The sequence below is a fragment of the Roseobacter sp. MH60115 genome (assembly GCF_015644665.1).
GTDB lineage: Bacteria > Pseudomonadota > Alphaproteobacteria > Rhodobacterales > Rhodobacteraceae > Roseobacter.
This window is the reverse complement of the sequence record NZ_JADOBQ010000002.1, coordinates 927,321-947,770: the sequence shown is the minus strand read 5'-3', so window position 1 is coordinate 947,770 and position 20,450 is coordinate 927,321. Positions and strand designations below refer to the sequence as shown.

At 59.2% G+C, this 20,450-nt stretch carries 25 protein-coding genes; 13 read left to right on the top strand and 12 right to left on the bottom strand.

Features of this window, described 5'->3' with window-relative positions; genetic code table 11:
• Window positions 1-47 precede the first annotated feature (47 nt).
• The 3 genes from bufB to ISX84_RS10315 are packed head-to-tail and all read left to right on the top strand — an operon-like array spanning window position 48 to window position 2,203.
• The gene (gene bufB, locus ISX84_RS10325; protein WP_195820238.1) at window positions 48-902 is read left to right on the top strand and encodes an MNIO family bufferin maturase; all 855 of its coding nucleotides are present in this window, start codon (window positions 48-50) and stop codon (window positions 900-902) included.
• Window positions 899-1,654 carry an HvfC/BufC N-terminal domain-containing protein gene (locus tag ISX84_RS10320; RefSeq protein WP_195820237.1) on the top strand — a complete coding sequence of 252 codons (756 nt, stop codon included), beginning with the start codon at window positions 899-901 and terminating at the stop codon, window positions 1,652-1,654. Before bufB ends, ISX84_RS10320 begins: the two co-directional genes overlap by 4 nt.
• On the top strand, window positions 1,655-2,203 hold the full coding sequence (locus tag ISX84_RS10315; protein ID WP_195820236.1) for a DoxX family protein: 549 nt from the start codon (window positions 1,655-1,657) through the stop codon (window positions 2,201-2,203).
• Window positions 2,204-2,208: 5 nt separating this feature from the next.
• On the opposite strand, the gene ISX84_RS10310 is transcribed toward ISX84_RS10315, so the two are convergent.
• Window positions 2,209-2,526, bottom strand: a complete 318-nt coding sequence (locus ISX84_RS10310) for an arsenate reductase family protein (protein WP_195820235.1) — start codon at window positions 2,524-2,526, stop codon at window positions 2,209-2,211.
• Between the two features lie 190 nt (window positions 2,527-2,716).
• On the opposite strand from ISX84_RS10310, the gene ISX84_RS10305 reads away from it, so the two are divergent.
• Window positions 2,717-2,923, top strand: coding sequence for a cold-shock protein (locus ISX84_RS10305; RefSeq protein ID WP_195820234.1), 207 nt, complete (start codon window positions 2,717-2,719; stop codon window positions 2,921-2,923).
• Window positions 2,924-3,041: 118 nt separating this feature from the next.
• Window positions 3,042-3,284: a hypothetical protein gene (locus ISX84_RS10300; RefSeq protein ID WP_195820233.1), complete on the top strand. Its 243-nt coding sequence runs from the start codon at window positions 3,042-3,044 to the stop codon at window positions 3,282-3,284.
• Here the strand turns inward: ISX84_RS10300 and ISX84_RS10295 are convergent.
• The 4 genes from ISX84_RS10295 to thyX all read right to left on the bottom strand — a co-directional run bounded on the left by ISX84_RS10295 (window position 3,281) and on the right by thyX (window position 7,006).
• On the bottom strand, window positions 3,281-3,571 hold the full coding sequence (locus tag ISX84_RS10295) for a hypothetical protein (protein ID WP_195820232.1): 291 nt from the start codon (window positions 3,569-3,571) through the stop codon (window positions 3,281-3,283). The two genes, ISX84_RS10300 and ISX84_RS10295, sit on opposite strands and share 4 nt — an antisense overlap.
• A gap of 60 nt (window positions 3,572-3,631) precedes the next feature.
• Entirely contained in the window at window positions 3,632-4,810 is a 1,179-nt protein-coding gene (locus ISX84_RS10290) for a cytochrome P450 (protein ID WP_195820231.1), read from the bottom strand.
• 400 nt (window positions 4,811-5,210) lie between these two features.
• A complete protein-coding gene (locus tag ISX84_RS10285) occupies window positions 5,211-5,936 on the bottom strand; it encodes a glycosyltransferase family 2 protein (RefSeq protein ID WP_195820230.1) in 726 nt (241 codons plus the stop codon).
• A gap of 164 nt (window positions 5,937-6,100) precedes the next feature.
• Window positions 6,101-7,006 (bottom strand): FAD-dependent thymidylate synthase, encoded by a 906-nt coding sequence (gene thyX, locus ISX84_RS10280; RefSeq protein ID WP_195820229.1) that lies wholly within the window; start codon window positions 7,004-7,006, stop codon window positions 6,101-6,103.
• A 183-nt stretch (window positions 7,007-7,189) separates the two neighbouring features.
• Between thyX and ISX84_RS10275 the strand changes: the two genes are divergently transcribed.
• The 3 genes from ISX84_RS10275 to ISX84_RS10265 are packed head-to-tail and all read left to right on the top strand — an operon-like array spanning window position 7,190 to window position 9,044.
• The gene (locus ISX84_RS10275) at window positions 7,190-7,618 is read left to right on the top strand and encodes a VOC family protein (protein ID WP_195820228.1); all 429 of its coding nucleotides are present in this window, start codon (window positions 7,190-7,192) and stop codon (window positions 7,616-7,618) included.
• Window positions 7,615-8,325 (top strand): DUF1194 domain-containing protein, encoded by a 711-nt coding sequence (locus ISX84_RS10270; protein WP_195820227.1) that lies wholly within the window; start codon window positions 7,615-7,617, stop codon window positions 8,323-8,325. The genes ISX84_RS10275 and ISX84_RS10270 overlap by 4 nt, the downstream gene beginning before the upstream one ends.
• Window positions 8,322-9,044 carry a DUF1194 domain-containing protein gene (locus tag ISX84_RS10265; RefSeq protein WP_195820226.1) on the top strand — a complete coding sequence of 241 codons (723 nt, stop codon included), beginning with the start codon at window positions 8,322-8,324 and terminating at the stop codon, window positions 9,042-9,044. Before ISX84_RS10270 ends, ISX84_RS10265 begins: the two co-directional genes overlap by 4 nt.
• Here ISX84_RS10265 and ISX84_RS10260 read toward each other — a convergent pair.
• The 3 genes from ISX84_RS10260 to ISX84_RS10250 form a co-directional block, all read right to left on the bottom strand.
• A complete protein-coding gene (locus ISX84_RS10260) occupies window positions 9,038-9,550 on the bottom strand; it encodes a MarR family winged helix-turn-helix transcriptional regulator (protein ID WP_195820225.1) in 513 nt (170 codons plus the stop codon). The genes ISX84_RS10265 and ISX84_RS10260 overlap by 7 nt on opposite strands.
• A 94-nt stretch (window positions 9,551-9,644) precedes the next feature.
• Window positions 9,645-9,911 (bottom strand): succinate dehydrogenase assembly factor 2, encoded by a 267-nt coding sequence (locus ISX84_RS10255; RefSeq protein WP_195820224.1) that lies wholly within the window; start codon window positions 9,909-9,911, stop codon window positions 9,645-9,647.
• Window positions 9,895-10,302: a helix-turn-helix domain-containing protein gene (locus tag ISX84_RS10250; protein ID WP_195820223.1), complete on the bottom strand. Its 408-nt coding sequence runs from the start codon at window positions 10,300-10,302 to the stop codon at window positions 9,895-9,897. The genes ISX84_RS10255 and ISX84_RS10250 overlap by 17 nt, the downstream gene beginning before the upstream one ends.
• Before the next feature lie 88 nt (window positions 10,303-10,390).
• Between ISX84_RS10250 and ISX84_RS10245 the strand changes: the two genes are divergently transcribed.
• The 4 genes from ISX84_RS10245 (at window position 10,391) to ISX84_RS10230 (ending at window position 16,365) form a co-directional block, all read left to right on the top strand.
• A complete protein-coding gene (locus ISX84_RS10245) occupies window positions 10,391-11,593 on the top strand; it encodes a pyridoxal phosphate-dependent aminotransferase (protein ID WP_195820300.1) in 1,203 nt (400 codons plus the stop codon).
• A 13-nt stretch (window positions 11,594-11,606) separates the two neighbouring features.
• A complete protein-coding gene (locus tag ISX84_RS10240; protein ID WP_195820222.1) occupies window positions 11,607-12,014 on the top strand; it encodes a hypothetical protein in 408 nt (135 codons plus the stop codon).
• Between the two features lie 315 nt (window positions 12,015-12,329).
• Window positions 12,330-13,484: an ABC transporter substrate-binding protein gene (locus tag ISX84_RS10235; RefSeq protein WP_195820221.1), complete on the top strand. Its 1,155-nt coding sequence runs from the start codon at window positions 12,330-12,332 to the stop codon at window positions 13,482-13,484.
• A gap of 94 nt (window positions 13,485-13,578) precedes the next feature.
• The gene (locus ISX84_RS10230; RefSeq protein ID WP_195820220.1) at window positions 13,579-16,365 is read left to right on the top strand and encodes a methyl-accepting chemotaxis protein; all 2,787 of its coding nucleotides are present in this window, start codon (window positions 13,579-13,581) and stop codon (window positions 16,363-16,365) included.
• A 157-nt stretch (window positions 16,366-16,522) separates the two neighbouring features.
• On the opposite strand, the gene ychF is transcribed toward ISX84_RS10230, so the two are convergent.
• Together ychF and ISX84_RS10220 are read right to left on the bottom strand one after the other, a co-directional pair.
• On the bottom strand, window positions 16,523-17,620 hold the full coding sequence (gene ychF, locus ISX84_RS10225; RefSeq protein ID WP_195820219.1) for a redox-regulated ATPase YchF: 1,098 nt from the start codon (window positions 17,618-17,620) through the stop codon (window positions 16,523-16,525).
• A gap of 59 nt (window positions 17,621-17,679) precedes the next feature.
• Window positions 17,680-17,871 carry a hypothetical protein gene (locus tag ISX84_RS10220; RefSeq protein ID WP_195820218.1) on the bottom strand — a complete coding sequence of 64 codons (192 nt, stop codon included), beginning with the start codon at window positions 17,869-17,871 and terminating at the stop codon, window positions 17,680-17,682.
• A 151-nt stretch (window positions 17,872-18,022) separates the two neighbouring features.
• Here ISX84_RS10220 and trpA point away from each other — a divergent pair, with 151 nt between their 5' ends.
• Window positions 18,023-18,814 (top strand): tryptophan synthase subunit alpha, encoded by a 792-nt coding sequence (trpA, locus tag ISX84_RS10215; RefSeq protein WP_195820217.1) that lies wholly within the window; start codon window positions 18,023-18,025, stop codon window positions 18,812-18,814.
• Between the two features lie 2 nt (window positions 18,815-18,816).
• On the opposite strand, the gene ISX84_RS10210 is transcribed toward trpA, so the two are convergent.
• Together ISX84_RS10210 and ISX84_RS10205 are read right to left on the bottom strand one after the other, a co-directional pair.
• On the bottom strand, window positions 18,817-19,272 hold the full coding sequence (locus ISX84_RS10210) for a MarR family winged helix-turn-helix transcriptional regulator (RefSeq protein WP_195820216.1): 456 nt from the start codon (window positions 19,270-19,272) through the stop codon (window positions 18,817-18,819).
• Complete coding sequence (locus tag ISX84_RS10205) at window positions 19,265-20,371, bottom strand: Acg family FMN-binding oxidoreductase (RefSeq protein ID WP_195820215.1); 1,107 nt, start codon at window positions 20,369-20,371, stop codon at window positions 19,265-19,267. The genes ISX84_RS10210 and ISX84_RS10205 overlap by 8 nt, the downstream gene beginning before the upstream one ends.
• Between the last annotated feature and the right edge of the window lie 79 nt (window positions 20,372-20,450).

Here is a 20,450-nt window from a genome sequence, read left to right as displayed (position 1 = left end):
GGGTCCCCCTGAAAACGCCTCGGGACACATGACGTCGGAGGGCCAAGATGTTAGACAACTCCCCTCGTTTTGAACACCTGCCGCCCGCGCCCGGCGTCGGATACAAACCCCAGCATTTTGCGGAATTGCGCGCAGATCCCGGTGCGGTCGAATGGATCGAGATCCACGCGGAAAACTACATGGGCGATGGCGGGCGTCCCCTGGCGCAGTTGCGGGCGCTGTCCGAACAGTTTGCGCTGTCTGTGCATGGCGTCGGCCTCAGCATTGGCGGGGAGGACAAGTTGGACGCGGAGCACCTGGCGCGGCTGAAGACCCTTGTCGGTTGGTCCAAACCGGCAAGCTTTTCCGAGCATCTGGCGTGGTCCACCCATGGCGCGGAGTTCCTGAATGACCTGCTGCCCCTGCCCTACACAAACGACACGCTGACCCGCGTGGCCGATCACATCGATCAGGTGCAATCAACGCTTGGGTGCCAGATGTTGCTGGAGAACCCGTCAAGCTATCTGGCCTTTGCCGAAAGCACCTTGTCGGAGACCGATTTTCTGACCGAATTGGTGCGGCGCACCGGCTGTGGTCTCTTGCTGGACGTCAACAACGTTTTCATCTCCGCCACTAATCTCGGGATGTCAGCATCCGACTACATCGATGCCTTCCCGCTGCAGGCCGTTGGCGAAATACATGTGGGCGGCCATGACGAAGAAGTCGACGATCACGGCGCCCCCTTGCTGATCGACAGCCATGGCAAACCGGTAGATGATCCCGTCTGGGCGCTGCTGGACCTGACACTCGCCAAATCCGGCGCGCGCCCCGTTCTGGTAGAATGGGACAATGAAGTCCCCGACTGGCCGGTGTTGCGCAGCGAAACCGAGCGGGCAGCACGGGCACTTGCCCTGGTCAAATGACAGTCTCACAAACCACATTTCGAAGCGCCCTGCTCGATGCGGCGCAGGATGTGCCCGACGGCTTGTTGGATGGCCATGCCGCCCCTGCGGGCCGCCGCTTTTCCGTCTATCGAAATAACGTGGTGGTATCGCTGACAGAGGCGCTCCGCACGGCGTTTCCCTTGCTGCACAAACTGTTGGGGGCCCAGACCTTCGACAGGCTGGCCGCTGTCTATGTCCGTGCGCACCCACCGGCCTCTCCGCTGATGATGCACTACGGGGAAAAGCTGCCCGCGTTTCTGGAGAGCTTTGCCCCGCTCCAGCACATTGGCTACCTCCCCGACTGCGCGCGGTTGGATCTGGCGCTCAGACGGTCTTATCACGCGGCGGATGCATCCCCCGTACCAGCGGACACTTTCCAGTGTGATCCGCAGGAGCTTGTCCAGATACGGCTGTCACTGGCGCCCGCCGCGCAGATCGTCAGGTCCGCCTGGCCGCTTTACGATATCTGGCGGGTCAACAACGAAGCCGGCGCGCCGAAACCGCGCGCGGTGGCGCAGGACGTGCTGATCACGCGACCGGGATTTGACCCTGCCCCCCATCTGCTTTCAGATGGCGCGGCGGTATGGCTGGAAAACCTGCAAATCGGTCGAACGCTTGGCGATGCGCATGAGGCAGCGCTCGCGGCGCACCCCGCCTTTGACCTTGCCACATCCCTTTCGCAGGCTTTGCAAACCTGCGCCCTGACTGAATACAAGACAAAGGACAGCTAGATGATCTCTCTTTATGCTTCGGTGACACACCGTCTGTCGCAGGCGGACTGGCTGCTTGCGACATTGGCGCGGCTGGTCTTTGCGGGCACTTTGCTCATGTATTTCTGGGTGTCCGGGCTCACCAAACTCGGAGAGGGGTTCATGGGCCTATTTCAACCCTCCGTCGGGGCCTACGCCCAGATTTTTCCCAAGGTGATGGAGGCCGTCACCTACGACACCTCTCAACTGTCAGTGTTCCATTGGGCCGTCGTTGTCGCAGGCACATGGGCTGAATTCATCCTGCCGGCGCTGATTGTCATCGGCCTGCTCACCCGTCTTTCCGCCCTCGGGATGATCGGCTTTGTCGTCGTGCAATCCCTCACCGATCTTTTTGGTCACGGCGGGTTGGAGCACAAGGAAACCTTCGGCGCGTGGTTTGATCGCTTCCCGGACAGCGTGATCCTCGATCAGCGCAGTTTCTGGGTCTTTGTCCTGCTGGTTCTGGTCATCAAAGGTGCCGGCCCCCTGTCATTGGACAACGCCCTGCGCAAACGCACACCCGCCGCCTGATCGGCTCAGGCGGCCCCCAGCGCCGCCTGCGTGTCCTTGCTCCATCCCAGATGCATATCGGCCCCCGTCACGATCAGGGGCCGCTTCATCAAGCTGGGATGTGCCTGTAGCTGTTCCAGAGGTGGCCTGTTCCTTTCCGCCTCGTCCATCCCGCGCCAGGTCGTCGAGCGCGTGTTGATCAAAGCGTCGCCAAAATGCGCTAAAGCAGCCGTCAAAACCTCCTCCGGCACACCCTCTGCGCGGACATCCACGAGCTGTGCTTTGGGCAAGGCTTTCAGCGCTTTACGGCAGGTGTCGCAGTTTTTCAATCCATATAGTCGCATCAATTACTCACAAATCCGATAATTCGGGGGTGAAATCGTCGCGTTTCGCCCCGTTTCGCTTGATTTTTACACGCGAAGGGCAATCTCTTAAAGGGTAGCTGGTCTGATTTTTGCGATCAAACTGGCCGCACGAACAAGCTGCTCCGGAAGCGCTGGGGCGGTCAGGCAATACAAAGGAGGCACGGGACTGATGCCAAACGGCACCGTGAAGTGGTTTAACACCACAAAAGGTTATGGCTTCATCGCCCCAGAAGGCGGTGGATCAGATGTGTTTGTACATATCTCAGCGGTTGAAAGGTCCGGGTTGACCGGCCTGGCCGACGATCAAAAAGTCAGCTTCGAGCTGTCCGAAGGACGCGATGGACGGCAGATGGCGAGTGATCTCAAGCTGCTCTAACATTCTGACATAAAGCGGCCTTTTCAAGCGGGCGGCCAGCAGGTCGGCCGTCGGCAAACGCGCCGTTTACACATTGTTTGCCATGGATGGCGTATCTTTGCCGTCGAAGGTGAAGACAATGACTGAATTCCTCTCGGTTCTGCTGCTGTACTACGGCTGTGATGCAGTTGCTGCGACACGTGCGCTCGATCATTCAGAAGTCATGGAATGCATGGCGCATTACCAGGACGTCAAAGAGTATTTCACCGAACCTGGGATGGATGGCGCAGCGCATCCCCAAAGTGCCTATCAGAATTTCAAAGCGTGGGAACGCCGGAATGCCGAAACCGTCGCTGACCTGCGCCGCGCGGCATCAGGTTAAGCGGGATCATGTGGACCGAAATCCGTCCAGTGTTCGCCCATCGCAACGATGCACGACGTGCCTGACGCATAGCGCACAACCATCGTCCAATCGCCGCGCTGATCCGTCCAGACCTCCATCACCTGCTCCCGCCCGCGCAGCCCGCTGGCCTGCCGCGCACTGCCGTACTGAAGTGTAAGCCTGTCGCGCAACTCCTCTGACGGCGCGCAGAGAACGTCTCCGATCGGGGAGGCCTGTGCTGCGGATGGGACCGCCAGTGTGAGGAGAGCAAGAGCGCGAAACAACATATGTCCAATGTAACAGTTTTGCGACGCGCTGTGGATAAAAATCTGATCAGAAACGCGCGTCTACACCTGAGCGTGCAGCGACGCATACCCGCGGAACCGAATGCGACCGCCCTGCACGCGCCTTGTGATCGCGTAATCCGGAAAACGTCGCAGAAAGCGGGCCACAGCAATGCGCCCCTCCATCCGCGCGAGGGTCAGACCGACGCAGACATGCGGCCCGCTGGCAAAAGCCAAATGACGGTTTGGCTGGCGCGTGATGTCAAATCGCGCCGGATCCTCAAAAACCTCCGGGTCGCGATTTGCAGCACCAATACAAAGATGCAGGTTCGTCCCCTTGGGGATGCTGTGACCGCCCAGCGATACATCTTGCGTGGTCTCCCGGTTGCCAAACTGGTTCGGGGAGCGGAAGCGGAGGACCTCTTCGATGGCACCATCAATAAGGGTCGGGTCAGAGATCAGTTTTTCACGCTGGCTCGGGTGGTCGTGCAACAGCGCAAGGCCATTGCCGATCAGGTTCGTGGTCGTCTCATGTCCCGCGTTCAGGATAAAGATGCAGTTTTGAATGAGTTCGATTTCTGACAGTTGCCCGCTGTCATCGCCTTGAATGAGGCGGGTCAACACATCGGTCTCTGGGTCACCGGGCGCGGCGCGTCTCCGGTCGATAAGGTCCTGCAAATATGCTTTGAATGCCGTGACCGCCTGATGGCCACGGGAGAGCTGTGCCTCGGTCAGCGTAGGCTCCAAGGCCCCGAGGATAGCCAGGGACCAGTCCCGCAGCGGGCCGCGCTCTGCCATAGGCACGTCGAGCAGGTTGCCGATGACCTGAATAGGAATCGAGGCGGCGAAGTCCTCAATCAGGTCAGGGGCTTGCGGCAGCGCCTCAAGCAAGGCATCGACCGTGGCAATCAGTCCCGGTTCCATGCGCCTCAGCGCTTTCGGCGTGAGTGCCGATGTCATGATCCGCCGCACGCGCGTGTGCAGTGGCGGGTCGTTGAACACGAGCGATGTCGTGTGGTGCTCGAAGAGCGGTGAGCCTGCGCCAAACTTCGGGGCGAAGGCAGCCTTTTTGTCCGATTTGTAGAGGTCTACATCCCGGTAAATGGCGCTGAGGTCCGCGTGGCGGGAGAGCAGGAAAGAGCCGTCAGGCTGCGCGGAGACAGGCGCCTCGCGCAGCAGGGCATCATAGTACGGAAAAGGATTTTCCACGAAATCGGCCGGGGGCGCTGCGAGGGTGAGCATGGGGGCAGTCTGCGCACCATAAATGTCTTGTCAATGGACGGGCCAAGCGTACACACAACCCGACAACGCGAGTTGATCGCAGACCGACGGTGCCAACAAAAAGACTACGAAGGACTACGGTTACGGCACCATTAAGAAAACCAGCAATACTTACTTGGCTGGGGCAAATCCATACCAGCTAAGCGTAACACCGACGCATGATCAATATCCCCTCTCTCCCGACACAATAGCAGATGAGGGCGACACCCCGGGCGCCAAAAGTGGCTTTCTTACCTCACGACTATTTCTAAAAGTCCACACTACAAGATCCCACCAGATAGAAAAACCTGCCCCCAACCCCAAAATGTGTTGAAGCTTATCGGTGTTCACGTTTACTCAGAACCAAAACCGTGCATCGCGGTCACTGCTTTCTAATCAGGTCTGCGAGCACCGTATCTTCAACTGTGCATCTTGAATTTACGTCCTTGAACACCTCCATAACACGAAACCTGTCCATCATTGGATCAAAGGCGTCGCCCCTTGTCATTTTCACTTTTTTCCAGAAAATCTGGCTCTGCGTGTAATAGTGGTTGATCTGCATGGTTGCATTGTCGGAAACCGTCCGTGCTGAATCCAAACCCTTGATTGTATGTATTTCAATCATCGACGACTTGGTCAGCTTTTTAGCCCGCACGAGGTACTTTCGATGCCTATGGCCACCAAGATCAGCTTGTTTGAAACAGAGCTCTTTTCTCAGGCTCTTCGGGTGATCGCCTTCATTCGGGCACCCAAACACGCTCCAATTGCAGTACACAACGTCAAGTGTTTCATATTCGGCAAGTTTGTTCTTTAGTGGCTGTCCATTTTTTACGAACCAAAACTCATCCAAATCAGCAATCAGCAACCACTTCCATTTCTGACGAACCTCAAAGTGCTTGATTGCTGTCCAGTAGTGCTCGGTTTGCCGGTGCGGTTGGTCGAGCCGTATACAGGAGACGCGATCGTCATTGCGCCACGCCTTTATGCGATCTGCGGACCCATCCGTACTACCGTTATCGATCAGAATAATCTTATCCGCGCCAAGCCAAATATAATGTTGTATCCATTCGTCTAAAGCCAGTTCCTCGTTCTTGAAGATTCCCAACACGCACAGTGTGTCTGCTTCTTCTTCCCTGACTCTAGTACGACTTCGCTCCTCAAGACGATTGCGATTCCATGCTCGAAGACTTCGCACGAAGCCATTGGACCAACTTTTCGTATTTATTCCCAAAAACTTCACAACGTCACCTTCCCATTGTTCTCTCTACGTTGTCAGGCAATGGCTTGTCGGAACTCCCGCCACTCCCCCTTGCTCATCCCAGAGGTCTCCTGCGTGACCTCCTCTCCGGCGAGCATCTTCTTGATGCACTCGAGCGCCCGGCCTGAGAGCGTGGCTCCGCCCAAACGATAGTCCTCGAAGGCGCCGTAGGCGGCGGGGACCCAATCCTTGACCATGGCACAGACCGCATCCGCATAGACGCGGATTTCGTATTGCGCGTGCGCGTCGGCGCGCAGACGCAGGAAGTGGAAGAGGTTGTGCAGGTCCACCTTCCAGTACCATTGGGTGTAGACATTGGCGGGCAGGTTCATGCGGGCAAGCTCGCGCGCGAGGCCCTGTTGGCCGTCCTGTGAGATCATCTCTTCGTAGTGGTCATAGCACTGCATGGCGTCCTGTTGCAGGTAGCGCAGGACGCGTTCGGCCTCTTCGCCCGTCAGGGCCTCACCCCGGCCCTGGTTGTTCACCACGGATTGGGCGGCGAGGTCGTCCGGTGCCGGAATGTAGAATTCACGGTCGAGGATCGAGTAGCGGGCGGAGTATTCGTTCACGTTGGCGGTCCGGTGGCGGATCCACTGGCGGGCGACAAAAACGGGCAGTTTCACGTGCAGCTTGACTTCGCACATCTCGAAGGGGGTGGAGTGCCAGTGGCGCATGAGGTAGCGGATGAGCCCCTCGTCGTTCTGCACGGATTTGGTGCCGCGGCCGTAGGAGACGCGGGCGGCCTGGCAGATGGCGGCGTCGTCGCCCATGTAGTCGATGACGCGGACAAAGCCGTGATCGAGCACGGGCTGCGCGGTATAGAGGTGCTTTTCCATGCCGGGGGCGGTGGCGCGCAGGGTCGGCGTGGGCTGGCTGCGTTGAGCGTCGATTTCGGCTTGATGCTCGGCGGAAAGCGGCATGGGGACATCCTTTCGAGGGCATGAGTCGCATACGACTATATCTGGGCGCGCACGCGCGCGGAACAGCTATATGGTGTATTTCGGTATTGTTTTAGAACGGCCGTTGATCAGGGGGATGTGACTGGCATCCCGGTGCGAGCGTGCTAGTGTTGCGTCGAACGAGTGAAGTGATGGAGGGGCGCAATGAGCCTGACGTATTTGCACACGATGGTCCGGGTGAAGGATCTGGAGAAATCGATCGCGTTTTACGAGCTGTTGGGGTTGAAGGAAACGCGACGGATGGACAGCGAGGGCGGGCGCTTCACGCTGGTGTTCATGGCGCCGCCCGGACAGGAAGAGTGCCCGGTGGAGTTGACCTACAACTGGGATGGGGACGAGGGGTTGCCCGATGACAGTCGTCATTTTGGACATCTGGCATACCGTGTCGGCAATATCTACGAGGTCTGTCAGCATCTGATGGACAACGGCGTGACGATCAACCGGCCACCGCGCGACGGGCATATGGCCTTCGTCCGCTCGCCCGACAACATCTCCATCGAACTGCTGCAGGAAGGCGACAATCTGGCCCCGGCCGAGCCTTGGGCGAGCATGGAAAACACAGGCCACTGGTGATCCGCGCGAGCCTCTGCGCAGGTCTGCTGCTGGCGGGTCCGGCGGCGGCGGAGTGTCGGCTGGCGCTGGTTCTGGCGCTGGATGTGTCAAGCTCCGTCGATGCCGCGGAGGACAGGTTGCAGCGGGGCGGTCTTGTGGCCGCTCTGACCGCACCCGAAGTGGAGGCAGCCTTTTTCGCGGCGGACAGCCACGTAGCACTTGCCGCATACGAGTGGTCCGGGCGCTACAATCAGGAAATGCTGCTGGAGTGGACGCTGATCGACAGCCGCGCCACGCTATTGCACGCGGCGGAGACGATTGCGGCGAGCAGCCGCAGCCACAACGATTTTCCGACCGCGATGGGTTATGCGCTTGGATATGGTGCGGGATTGCTCACGCGCGGGCCGCGCTGTCTCTACCGGACGCTCGACATGGCCGGGGATGGGCAGAACAACGAGGGCTTTGGCCCGGCACAGGCCTATGCCGAGTTTCCGTTTGATGGGGTGACGGTCAACGGTCTGGTGGTCAATGGCGCGGACTACGAGGCCGAAACCGGGTTGATCGCTTTCTATCAGGCGCAGGTGCTGCACGGGCCCGGGGCTTTCCTTGAAATTGCGCAGGGGTTTGAAGATTACGAGCGCGCCATGCGGCGCAAGCTGGAGCGGGAGCTCTCGCCTCCGGTGATCGGAGCGGTGCCAGCAGGGTCCGATGGGGAGCCGAAGGGATGAACCGCCTGCGCGGCCTCTGCCTGAGTTTATCGCTGGCTGCCGGGCTTGTCGGTGAGGCCACAGCTGCGTGTCGTCAGGCGCTGGCACTTGCGCTAGACGTATCGGGCTCGGTTGATTTGCGGGAGTACCGCCTGCAGCTCGATGGTTTGGTCACTGCGCTGAACGATCCTGAGGTGGTGCAGGCGCTATTGGCTGTGCCCAGTGCTCCGATCACGCTGATGGTGTTCGAGTGGAGCGGCCGGTCGGATCAGGTTGTGCTGGTCCCCTGGACCACGCTGACGGATCGCGCCACGCTGGCGGACATCAGCGGCACACTGGCGGGCACGAAACGGCGGGTTGCAACCCCCGGAACCGCGCTGGGGATCGCGATGAATGTCGGCGCGGCCTACCTCGATCAGCAAAAGGACTGCACCAAACGAACCCTCGATATCTCAGGGGACGGCGAATCAAATCTTGGTCCCCGGCCTCGCGAGTTCCGCGATGCCATTGGCGCCCGCGGCATCACCATCAACGCGCTGGTCATCGGTGCGGATGCCGCGACCAAAGGTGACCGTGGACAGGACGACATAGGTGAGCTGTCTTCCTACTACCGGGCTGAAGTGATTACAGGGCCGAATGCATTTGTGCAAACGGCCCTGGGCTTTGAGGATTATGCGGCAGCCATGACCGCCAAGCTGAAACGCGAGATTGATGGTCTGACGATCAGCAAACTTCAGTAGATATAGCGGATTTGGTCGGACCAATACCGCTCCATGCGCTTCAGCGACCGCGTGATGTCGTCGATACCATCCGGGCCCAAAACGCCCTTGGCCTCCAGACCATCTGCATGACGGGAGAATAGCTCGGAAACGACAACCCTGATTTTCTGCCCCTTGTCCGTCAGCTTCACCCGCACCGAACGCCGGTCAATCTCGCAACGCTGGTGGTGCATGTAGCCCATATCCACCAGTTTCTTCAGATTGTAGCTGACGTTGCTGCCCTGATAGTACCCGCGGCTTTTCAATTCGCCTGCGGTCACCTCGTTGTCGCCGATGTTGAAGAGCAGCAGTGCCTGTACCGCATTGATCTCCAGCACGCCGACACGCTCAAATTCGTCTTTGATGACGTCCAGCAGCAGTCGATGAAGACGCTCCACCAGCGACAGCGCTTCCAGATAGCTGACCATGAAGCCTTGTGTTCGGCTCATGGCGGCAGGGTCCGACGGAATTTGATCTTGTATGCTCATTTACGCGCTCCGACTCGTTCTAATTTGGTCGGAATTTGCGTGAGAAACGCCAATAATTCGTTAAAAACGCGAAAATGGCGCGTACGGTGGTGCGTCAGACAGAGCCGCGCGGCAGCTGATCCACGATCTGATCGATCAGCGCAGCATAGCGATCAGGAGCCGGCGTCTGCCGGCTAACCCATTGATAAAGATCATGGTCGTTCTCGCTGAGCATATCGTCGTAGAGACGCAGCCCGGCCTCATCCATGTCCTCGAGGTTGGCTTCGGCGAAAGGCTGCAGGATCACGTCCATCTCTTTGATCCCGCGCCGCATCGACCGCATTTTCAGACGCTTGATGCGCGTCTCACGCGGCTCTTTCATGCAGATCTTCCTTCAGGGCCGCCCGCAATTTCTTCTCCAGCCGGCCCATCTGTTCCACACGAGCAATCATATCGGTGCGCAGGTCACGCAACTCATTGAGGATATCATGCGCAGAGGCTGGCAGGCTGGCTTCTTCCATCGGCGCATCAAGGCCTTCGCCCTGACCGTTGATCAGCCACATCATCGATACGTTCAAAAGCCCCGCCATCATCGACAGGCGGTTGGCACGCGGTTCGCTGAGATCGTTTTCCCAAGCCCGGAGCGTGGAGACACGCACCCCAAGGCGGCGGGCCAGCTGAGCCTGCGTCATATCGGCCATGTCACGGGCCGCAGCCACGCGGTCGCCAAATGTCGCTGTCTCGGGACCGTACCAGTCTTGAGTATCGTGCATGCTTTGATCTCCTTTGCGATGATCGCGCTTGAACGGCGGCAAGCTGCCCCCTATGAGTTGGCCAATGTCTTATCAAACTGAGGCCAGAATGGAATTCCTGTCTACGACCCTTGCCCGCGTCAAACCGTCTCCCACCATTGCCGTGACCACGAAAGCGGCTGAGTTGAAGGCCGCGGGGCGTGACGTCATTGGCCTTGGCGCAGGTGAACCGGATTTCGACACGCCTCAGAACATCAAGGACGCCGCCGTGGCCGCCATCGCCGGTGGAAAGACAAAGTACACCGCCGTGGACGGAATTCCAGAGCTGAAGCGCGCAATCTGCGATAAACTGAAACGTGACAACGATCTGAGCTATGAGCCATCGCAGGTCAGTGTGGGCACAGGTGGTAAACAAATCCTTTACAACGCGCTGATGGCGACGCTGAACGAAGGGGATGAGGTGGTGATCCCGGCGCCCTATTGGGTGAGCTATCCGGATATGGTGCTGCTGGCCGGGGGTACGCCCGTGATCGCCGAGGCCTCGCTGCAGACCGGTTTCAAGCTGACAGCAGACCAGTTGGAAGCGGCGATCACGGACAAGACCAAGTGGCTGATCTTCAACTCGCCCTCGAATCCGACCGGTGCGGGCTATACCTGGGACGAGCTGAAAGAACTGACCGATGTGCTGATGCGGCATCCCCATGTCTGGGTGATGACCGACGATATGTACGAGCACCTCGTCTACGATGATTTCACATTCTGCACACCTGCGCAGGTGGAGCCGGGGCTTTATGACCGCACGCTGACGGTCAATGGCGTTTCCAAAGCCTACGCAATGACCGGCTGGCGCATCGGCTATGCGGCGGGACCCGAAGAGCTGATCAAGGCGATGCGCAAGGTGCAGTCGCAGTCCACTTCCAACCCCTGCTCGATCAGCCAGTGGGCAGCGGTCGAAGCGCTAAACGGCACGCAGGACTTCATCGCGCCCAACAACGAGATGTTTGCGCGCAGGCGGGATTTGGTGGTGGAGATGCTGAACGCCGCCGAGGGCATCCGTTGCCCGGTGCCGGATGGGGCATTTTACGTCTACCCGTCGATTGCCGGCTGCATTGGCAAGACCTCTGCCGCAGGCACCAAGATCGTGGATGATGAGACCTTCGCCACAGCCCTGCTGGAAGAAACGGGCGTGGCCGTGGTCTTTGGGGCCGCCTTCGGGCTTTCACCGAACTTCCGCGTCAGTTACGCTACCTCGGATGAGGCCCTGAAAGAGGCTTGCACCCGCATCCAGACCTTCTGTGCCGGGCTGACTTGAACAAGGACACGCTATGTCAGGAGAGCTGCCGGAGTACTATTTTCGCGTCCGAGAAAACGGGGCCGCGGTGTTTCGTGTCGACACCGAAAACCGGCAGCGGCGCATAGAGATGGATCAGATTGCCGTTGTGAACATCCGCAACGGCGATATCAAGCCGCAAGGCGACCGAACGCTTTCAGATGCCGATCTGACGGTCATTCAGGACTGGATCGCCGAGCGCACCGCACTTCTTGCCAGGCGGGACATCGACGATATCCACCGCGCGGTGGACCACATGAACCTGACCACACAATGGGCCCAATCGCGGGCAACAGCCGATCAGCTGGAGGCCGTGACTGACGACTTGCTGCTGGCAATGCATGATCTGAGATCGGTGTTGGTGCGCAAGAAGGCAGACCGGCTGATGAAGGGTGACGATTGAGTCGCGGTCCCCTCTCGCGGAGGGTCCCGGCGGCATCAGCCTTCGCATAGTCTGCAAATCATTCAATTTCTAACAACCTCGATCAGGGCGCAATCCACACAGATTAATCTCCCCGTTAGAACCGATCCAAAGGTCGCGGGCGGCCTGATCTTAAACGGTTTTCTCAACAGACGCTCATGTCACCCGCGTGACCTTCCGCATAAATCGGCCGTGGCGCGGCGCTGCAATCCTTACCATTCCCATGACGCATTAAATGTTTGTTGAGTTCTGCGCGCCTTATTGTCGCAGACTGACAACAGCTTTCGGGATATTATCATGTTTCACTTTTCGCGCGCCGCCGCCTTTGCCACGATTGCACTGGCCGCCGGGCCGCTTGCCGCTGAGCAAGGCGTCACCGACGACAGTATTCAATTTGCCCAAGTCGCCGCCCTCGAAGGCCCGGCTGCCGCCCTTGGGACCGGCATGCGCCAGGGTCTTCTGGCGGCCTTCGAAGAAGCCAACCGCGCAGGCGGGATCAACGGGCGCAGCATCAGCCTGACCAGCATGGATGATGGCTACGAGCCCGACCGCTCCGTCACGCAGACCCGCTCGGTCATCGACAGCGGTGACTATCTCGCGCTGGTCGGCCCGGTGGGCACCCCCACAACGAAGGCCACGCAACCCATTGCCACGGAAGCGAATATGCCGATGATTGCACCTTTCACCGGTGCCGGTTTCTTGCGCGACTCCGCGCTTCAGAACGTCGTCAACGTGCGCGCGACCTATGATGCAGAAACGCAGGCGTGGGTGGACTATCTGGTGGATGACCTTGGTCTGACAGACATCGCGATCCTGTTCCAGGATGACGGTTTCGGTCGCGTCGGTCTGGCAGGCGTTGAGAAAGCGCTGGACGCGCGCGGCATGTCGCTGGTGGCGCAAGGCAGCTACACCCGCAACACGGTCGCGGTAAAATCCGCGCTGCTGGATATCCGTAAGGCAAAGCCCCAGGCGATCGTTATGGTTGGTGCCTACAAGCCACTGGCCGAATTCATCAAACTGTCGCGCAAGATGAAAATGGACCCGACATTCGTCACCATCTCCTTTGTCGGATCAAAAGCACTGGCCGCTGAGCTAGGGCCCGATGGCGACGGCGTGATCGTCAGCCAGGTCGTCCCACAGCCCTGGGACACTAATCTGGCCATCGTGGCAGAGTATCAGGCCGCCCTCAGCGCGCTTGACGCAAGCGCCGAGCCCGGTTTCGTGTCGCTGGAAGGCTATGTCGCCGGCCGGTTGGTTGTCGAAGGTCTCCGCAAGGCCGGGGCCGATCTGACGCGCGACAGCTTCATGACGGCGATGAACACGCTCGGCACCATCGATCTGGATGGCATGACGCTGACGTTCGGCCCAGGCGACAACCAAGGGTCCGACGATGTCTTCCTGACACGTATTCTGTCCGACGGCACTTTTGAGGCCATGCATCCGGGCAGCTGATACAAGATCGGGGCCCGGGTGATTATCCGGGTCCCTTCCAGCGATGAATACACCGCGGCACCGCCCGCATCGACTGAATGGGAAGGGCACCACTATGGGTTCCATCGTTTCTAACCTCTTTGGATCCGTCCTGATGCGCCTTGCGCTGATTTTTGGCGCGCTGGCCGCGATGACCGCCGCGGCCATCATCATCGGCTGGATGGTGTTTCAGTCAATTGCCACGAACATGGCGGTGCTCTCGGAGGAACGCCTGCCCGTCCTGCGCAACAGCGCCCAGGTTGTGGCCGCCGCTGATCGGGTGCGCGATGTCCTCTCCAACATCCTGATCGCCCGCAACGAAGAAGAACTGAGCAACTTGTCAGGTCGGACACAACTGGTGATCGCAGACATCAGCGACGCCGTCCAAAACCTTGACCCCGAGCAGGCCAGCGTCCTTACCGATGACATAACCCAGGTGGAAAGCGCCCTGACAGCGCTTAGCAACGCCCGGTCTGAAGCATTCGCCCGCGCCGACAGTCTTGCGGCAGATGTTGAAAACGCGCTGATACTCTCAACCACCGCAAGCGCATTGCTCGATCAGGCCTCTGATGACGCCTATTTCGACCTGGTCATCGGGGCGGACGATACGATTGCAAACATCGATCAAACTCTGGCGCAATTGATCGAAAAGGACTTCGCCGTCTATCAGGCCACGCTACAGGTGCGCGCGGAGATTAATCTGCTGTCCGGAATTGCGCTGAGCACTCTGAACACACGCGATCCAGCTCTGATTTCGATCCTGACAGATCTGTCCGACGCAGCCCAGGATCAATTGAACACATTGCTGCCGGTGATCGAGGAAGCCGGTGGGTCGTCGGACCTCTATGCGCTCGTGCAAAAGGCCGAAGCCGATTTCCAGACCATTTTCTCCTCTGGCCGTACGTCACTCAAACCTGAAGAAATACTGTCGTTGCGCCAGGAGATCGATGCCGCGCTGGCGACGGCACTTGATGACATCTACTTTGAACTGGTGATCAACAGCGATGACGCAAAGACCACAAACGACGATTCCATTCGTGGTCTGATGGACGACCAAGTAACCCGCATCCGGCGACAGGCTGCGCTTGACGCGGCAACCAAGTCCTTCTTTGCCGCCGCCATGCAAACAGCCCTGGCGCGCGATCCACAGGAACTCGCGCGTCTCCAGGACGCACTGAATGTGAATGCTGCAAAACTGCGGGACGCCATGGAGAATGCCTCTCAGGAGATCACGCAAAACCTCGAGGCCATTCTCGAAATTGCTGATGCGGAGACGGGAATTGGCGCGACAAGGTCAGCCGCCTTTGATGCGCAGCAAAAAGCCGTGGTTTCCGCGCAGAGTGCCGCCCGTGCCGTTCAGGAGATCGGTTCAGAAATCAGTGCCGTCGCGGGCGCTGCCCAGGACAAGATTGACGCAACCTCTGAGGCGCTGAACCTCGAGGTTGCTCAGGCACGCGGACGGATGCAGCAAATCGCCTGGGCAAGCCTTGCACTTGTGCTGCTGGCCCCCTTGCTGATCTGGAAGATGGTGACGCAACCTTTGAACAAGGTGACGTCTGTGACGGAGCGCCTGGCATCGGGTGATCTGTCAGAGATCGAAGGATTGGGCAGCAAGAAAGGCGAGATTGGACGCCTCGCCCATGCACTTGAGGTCTTCCGGGATGGCGCGCTTGAACGCATTCACCTGCAGGAGGAAGACCAGCGGCGGCAAAAAGAGATGCTGGAGGCCGAACGCGCAGCCGAGAAAGCCAAGCAGGAGGCTGAGCAGCGGGACCGCGACGCAGAAGCCAAACGGGAGCGCGAAGAGCGCGAGCGAGAGGCCGCTGAACAAGCGCGCAATGAACAAGCCCGCGCCGCAGCCGAGGCGGAGCGCAAGGCACATGCAGATGAGCAAGAGGCCGTGGTTTCAGAGCTCGCCCGCAGCTTGCAGCGTCTTTCTGCAGGGGACCTTAGCCGCACAATCGACACCGAGTTTCCCGGCGCATACGAGGCCTTGCGTCAGGATTTCAATGATGCGGTGGCAAACCTGGCGGACCTCATCCGCAGAATCGGTGACAGTTCAGGTATGATTGACGCCAGCAGCGCCGAGATCGCTTCTTCGTCGCTTGATCTGTCGCGCAGAACGGAGAATGCAGCCGCGACACTAGAGGAAACCGCCGCTGCCTTGAGTGAGTTGACAAGCAGCGTTTCGTCGGCTGCACGGGGCGCATCAGACGCGACCACGACCGTCGAGACGGTCAAAAAAGACGCCGAAACCAGTCAGCAGGTGATGCACGACGCGGTGAACGCGATGAGCGAGATCGAGACGTCCTCTTCGAAAATCTCCAAAATAGTCGAGGTCATCGATTCCATTGCCTTTCAGACGAATCTGTTGGCCCTGAACGCGGGTGTCGAGGCTGCCCGCGCGGGTGAAGCCGGACGCGGTTTTGCCGTTGTCGCGTCAGAAGTGCGCATCCTCGCGCATCGTTGTTCGGAAGCCGCTTTGCAAATCAATGGGTTGATCTCGGAGTCTGCGGGACATGTTGAAAGCGGCGTCGCGTTGATCGATCAAACCAGCGAGGCGCTTGAGACCATTCTCAAGGGCATCACGAACGTATCTCAGAACGTGTCCGAAATCGCCAACTCTGCCAACGAACAATCGACCGGTATCACCGAGATCAACACCGCAGTGGAACAACTCGACAGATCGACCCAGCAAAACGCCGCGATGTTCGAGACCACAACAGCCGCCAGCCAGGCCCTTACCGGCGAAGCTGGAAAACTTGCGAAACTCGTCGCGGGATTTGTCGTCGATCAGAAAGAGGTCAACTCCGACGGCGAAGAAACAGGGGCGATGCAGGAAAAAGAGGTGAAATCCGCCTGAGTCTGCTGGTCGGGATGCGGTGGTGCCAGGCGATGTCCCAGAATTCAGTCGCGCGGACAGGCCCCTGCATCGACAACCTAGAAAGGGTGATTTCGGTCCCCGCTAGATCGCGACGTTGGAAGAACCGGTCCGCATAATTCCAGAAACTTAAGATCTTTCAGGTGTTGAAGAGGAAATGGAGCACATCACCGTCCTTGACGACGTATGATTTGCCTTCTGCGCGCATTTTACCCGCTTCTTTTGCGGGCTGCTCACCGCCCAGCGACACAAAATCATTGTAGCTAATCGTCTCTGCCCGGATGAACCCCTTCTCGAAATCTCCGTGAATGACCCCGGCGGCTTTCGGTGCGCTGGTACCATGCCGAATGGTCCAGGCGCGGGCTTCCTTCGGGCCAACGGTAAAATACGTTTCGAGGTGCAGCAGCGCGTATCCCGCTTGGATCAAGCGATCCAGACCCGCTTCCGACAGACCCATTTCCTCCAGAAACATCGTCGCCTCTTCGGGCTCCAGCTGGCTAATCTCTTCTTCGATCTGCGCAGAGATCACGACATGGGCATTGCCTTCGGCAGCCGCCATTTCGGCAACTTTGGCCGCATGCGCGTTGCCTTCCGCGGCCTCCGCCTCGCCCACGTTGCACACGTAGAGCACAGGTTTGGTCGTCAGAAGCTGCAGCAGCTTCCAGGCGCGCAGATCTTCGGCGTCGACCTCAACCACGCGCGCGGGCTTACCTTGCTCCAGAGCTTCCAGCGCGGCACGCATCAAGCGTTCCTGTTGTACCGCCTCCTTATCGCCCCCCCGCACTTTACGGACAATGTTCTGCAAGCGTTTTTCAATGCTCTCGATATCGGCCAGCATCAACTCTGTTTCGATGGTCTCTGCGTCAGCAACCGGATCGACCCGGCCCTCAACATGGGTGACATCCCCGTCCTCGAAACAGCGCAGCACATGCGCAATCGCATCAACTTCACGGATGTTGGCCAGAAACTGGTTGCCCAACCCCTCGCCTTTTGAGGCCCCTTTCACCAGACCGGCGATATCGACAAATGTCATGCGGGTAGGAATGATCTGCTTCGACTGCGCGATCTCCGCCAGACGGTCGAGACGCGCGTCCGGCACCGCAACGTCGCCGACATTCGGTTCGATGGTGCAAAATGGAAAATTCGCCGCCTGCGCTGCAGCGGTGCGGGTCAACGCATTGAAAAGAGTGGATTTGCCTACATTTGGCAACCCCACGATACCCATCTTGAAACCCATATCGACGTCCTTGTTGTGGTGGCGCTTGTCCTAGGGGGTCTGACAGGCCAAGACAAGACCTAGCGGTGACGCCGATCTTCGCGGGCGTGGAAGATCAGAAACCACGCCAGAAGGATGAACATCGGATGGGTCAGACCACCGGAAAAGATGAGTGCGGGGATCCAGATGAGAAATACCAGAATGGCGAGGATCACCCGGCCGGTCAGCAGGATCGACAGCGGTGGCAGCAGAATGGCGAGCAAGTAATTCATGGCTGATAGGTAGGCGGTCTTTGGAAAATCTAAAGGGGGAAATCCTGATAGGCCGCGCCATTTCCGACAAGTGGCACAGAGTGGCCGTTGATGCATTGATTTTCCGTTTGGTTTTCGGCATTGCGGGGCGATACCACGAAAGGCCAGCCTGATGACCCGAATTGACGCCAAGTTTGCAGAGCTTTCCAAAGCCGGAAAGAAGGCCTTTGTTGCCTATGTCATGGCCGGAGATCCGGATTTTGACACATCGCTGGAGGTGGTGCGCGGCCTGCCGGCGGCGGGGGTGGATGTGATCGAACTGGGATTGCCCTTCACCGATCCGATGGCCGATGGCCCCACGATCCAGCTGGCCGGGCAGCGCGCCCTGGAAGGTGGAATGACGTTGCAGCGGACGCTGGATCTGGCGCGCGCCTTTCGGAAAGAGGACCAGACGACACCGATTGTCCTGATGGGCTACTACAATCCCATTTACAGCCGGGGCGTCGACCGGTTTCTCGCCGAGGCTATCGACGCGGGTATCGACGGATTGATCGTCGTGGACCTGCCACCGGAAGAAGACAGCGAATTGTGCCTGCCCGCGCAAGAGGCCGGGCTCAACTTCATCCGTCTGGCGACCCCCACGACGGATGCGAAACGGCTGCCACGGGTGCTGCAGAACACTTCGGGCTTTGTATATTACGTCTCCATCACCGGGATCACCGGCGCTGCCGAAGCGCAAGCCGGGGATGTCGGCCCCGAGGTGGCGCGGATCAAGTCGGCAAGCGGCCTGCCCGTCATCGTCGGTTTTGGCGTGAACACACCGGAGAAGTCACGCGCGATTGCCGATGTGGCGGACGGCGTTGTCGTAGGCTCGGCGATTGTCGGCAAGATCGGCGCGGGCGAACCTGTTGCGGATGTTTTGGCCTTCGTGAAAACCCTCTCGGACGGGGCGCATAGCGCCTAGGTTCAGCCCGACGGATTTCTGTCCTCATCCAGAAAGATGCGAAGATCCCGCAGCACCGGCAGGATCGCGTCCAGACGATGCGTGTCAAACCCCGACGCAAGCCGCTCAAAATCTGGGGTGAGATCTGCAATGGCCTGATCCCGGGCGGCGCGGCCCTTCTGCGTGATCCAGACCAGTTTCGACCGACCGTCTTCCGGATTGGGGCGCACATCGACAAGCCCATGCGCCTCCAGGCCCTTTACCGTGTGGGTCATTGAGGTCTTGGGCACCTGAAAAGCGCGCGCCATATCGATTGGTGCGCGCCCGTCGCCCAATCGGATCAAGTGGTTCAAAACAGCGAAATGCGGTGCGATCAGGCCATCCGGCAAGCGCGCTTCAAGCAATGTGCGGCTGAGCTGTTCGATGATTCCGATCTCGTTGAAGACATCGAAATAGGTGGCGCGAGCGTCGTCAGGCATTCAGCAGCTTTGTCTCCAGAGGCCAGCGCGGCGTGCGGGGCGTTTGCGGACCGTAGCCCAATCGACCCAGCATTTGAACCGTCTGTCCCGGCGCCGCCAGAAGATCATGCGCCGTGTCAAAGTGCGGTGACATTTCGGGGTATTCCTGCAGACACTGGCTCACGGGATGCAGTGCCAGACCAAGGGCCGTGCATTTGAGGTTCAGTCGGAGCCAGCGTCGCCCGGCCTCGATCTGATCCCTGCGTGTGTTGCCATCGCTGGTCAGCGCGGCGTAAGCCGGTGTTGCCGCGAGCATCTCGCGGTAGATCTCGACACCCTGCTTGAAACTCGCGCTCTCCGGATCAGACTGTGCATCCCGGCTCAACATGCCGACCAACATCAGGCTCTCCAAGAAGGGCCCGCCGAGGTCTATGCCATCCGGGTTCGCATTGATCTCGGCCTTGCCAAAGCGCATCAGATCAACGGATTCCATCATCGTCCGGCGTGTCTGCGCCTCGGTTTCCCACGCATTCCAGGTGAGCGATTTCAGCGCACTGACCATCGTCTCATCAGTGTAGATGTCGGCGAAGAGCTCCAATTCATTTGCTTGCACACCATCAACTGGCCGCGCCTCGAATGGCTCCTTGCAGGACCTGCGCGCGAGGATCTGCGTGCTGAGCGGATCAGGCGCTCCGCCGGAGGAAAACGTTGCACGCGCAACCGGGTCATCGGCGCCGTCGGGATAGAGGGACAAGTGGACCGTGTGTCCCGCAGCGCCCGCGGCCAAAACCATCTGCTCCAGAAAACATCCCAAACCGATGGTAATCTGCCGGTCATAGGGGTCAGTTTCCGGCAAGCGACGGGCCGGGTCCAGATAGATGGACAGGCTGTGCTGCCCTTCAAGTGCAACCTGCCAAGGCTGCAGATTGTGAGGGTTCGGCGCCAGCAATGCAAAGCTGAGCGCGTTGAGGCGGGGATCATCATAGCTCCCGGCAAGGTCCCACGGTGCCAGAGTGGCGCGTGGGGTTCGGCTGGCGAGAAACCCGGCGGCAGACGCGGATGCAGCCAGAACGGCGCCCCCACCGATTAGGGACAAGGCTTTGCGGCGAGACAGGTTCATGGTGTTCTCTGTTTATAGTGCGATATCGAACTACATATAGTTCGATATCGCACTAATCAAGTCAGCCCGCGCATCTTTT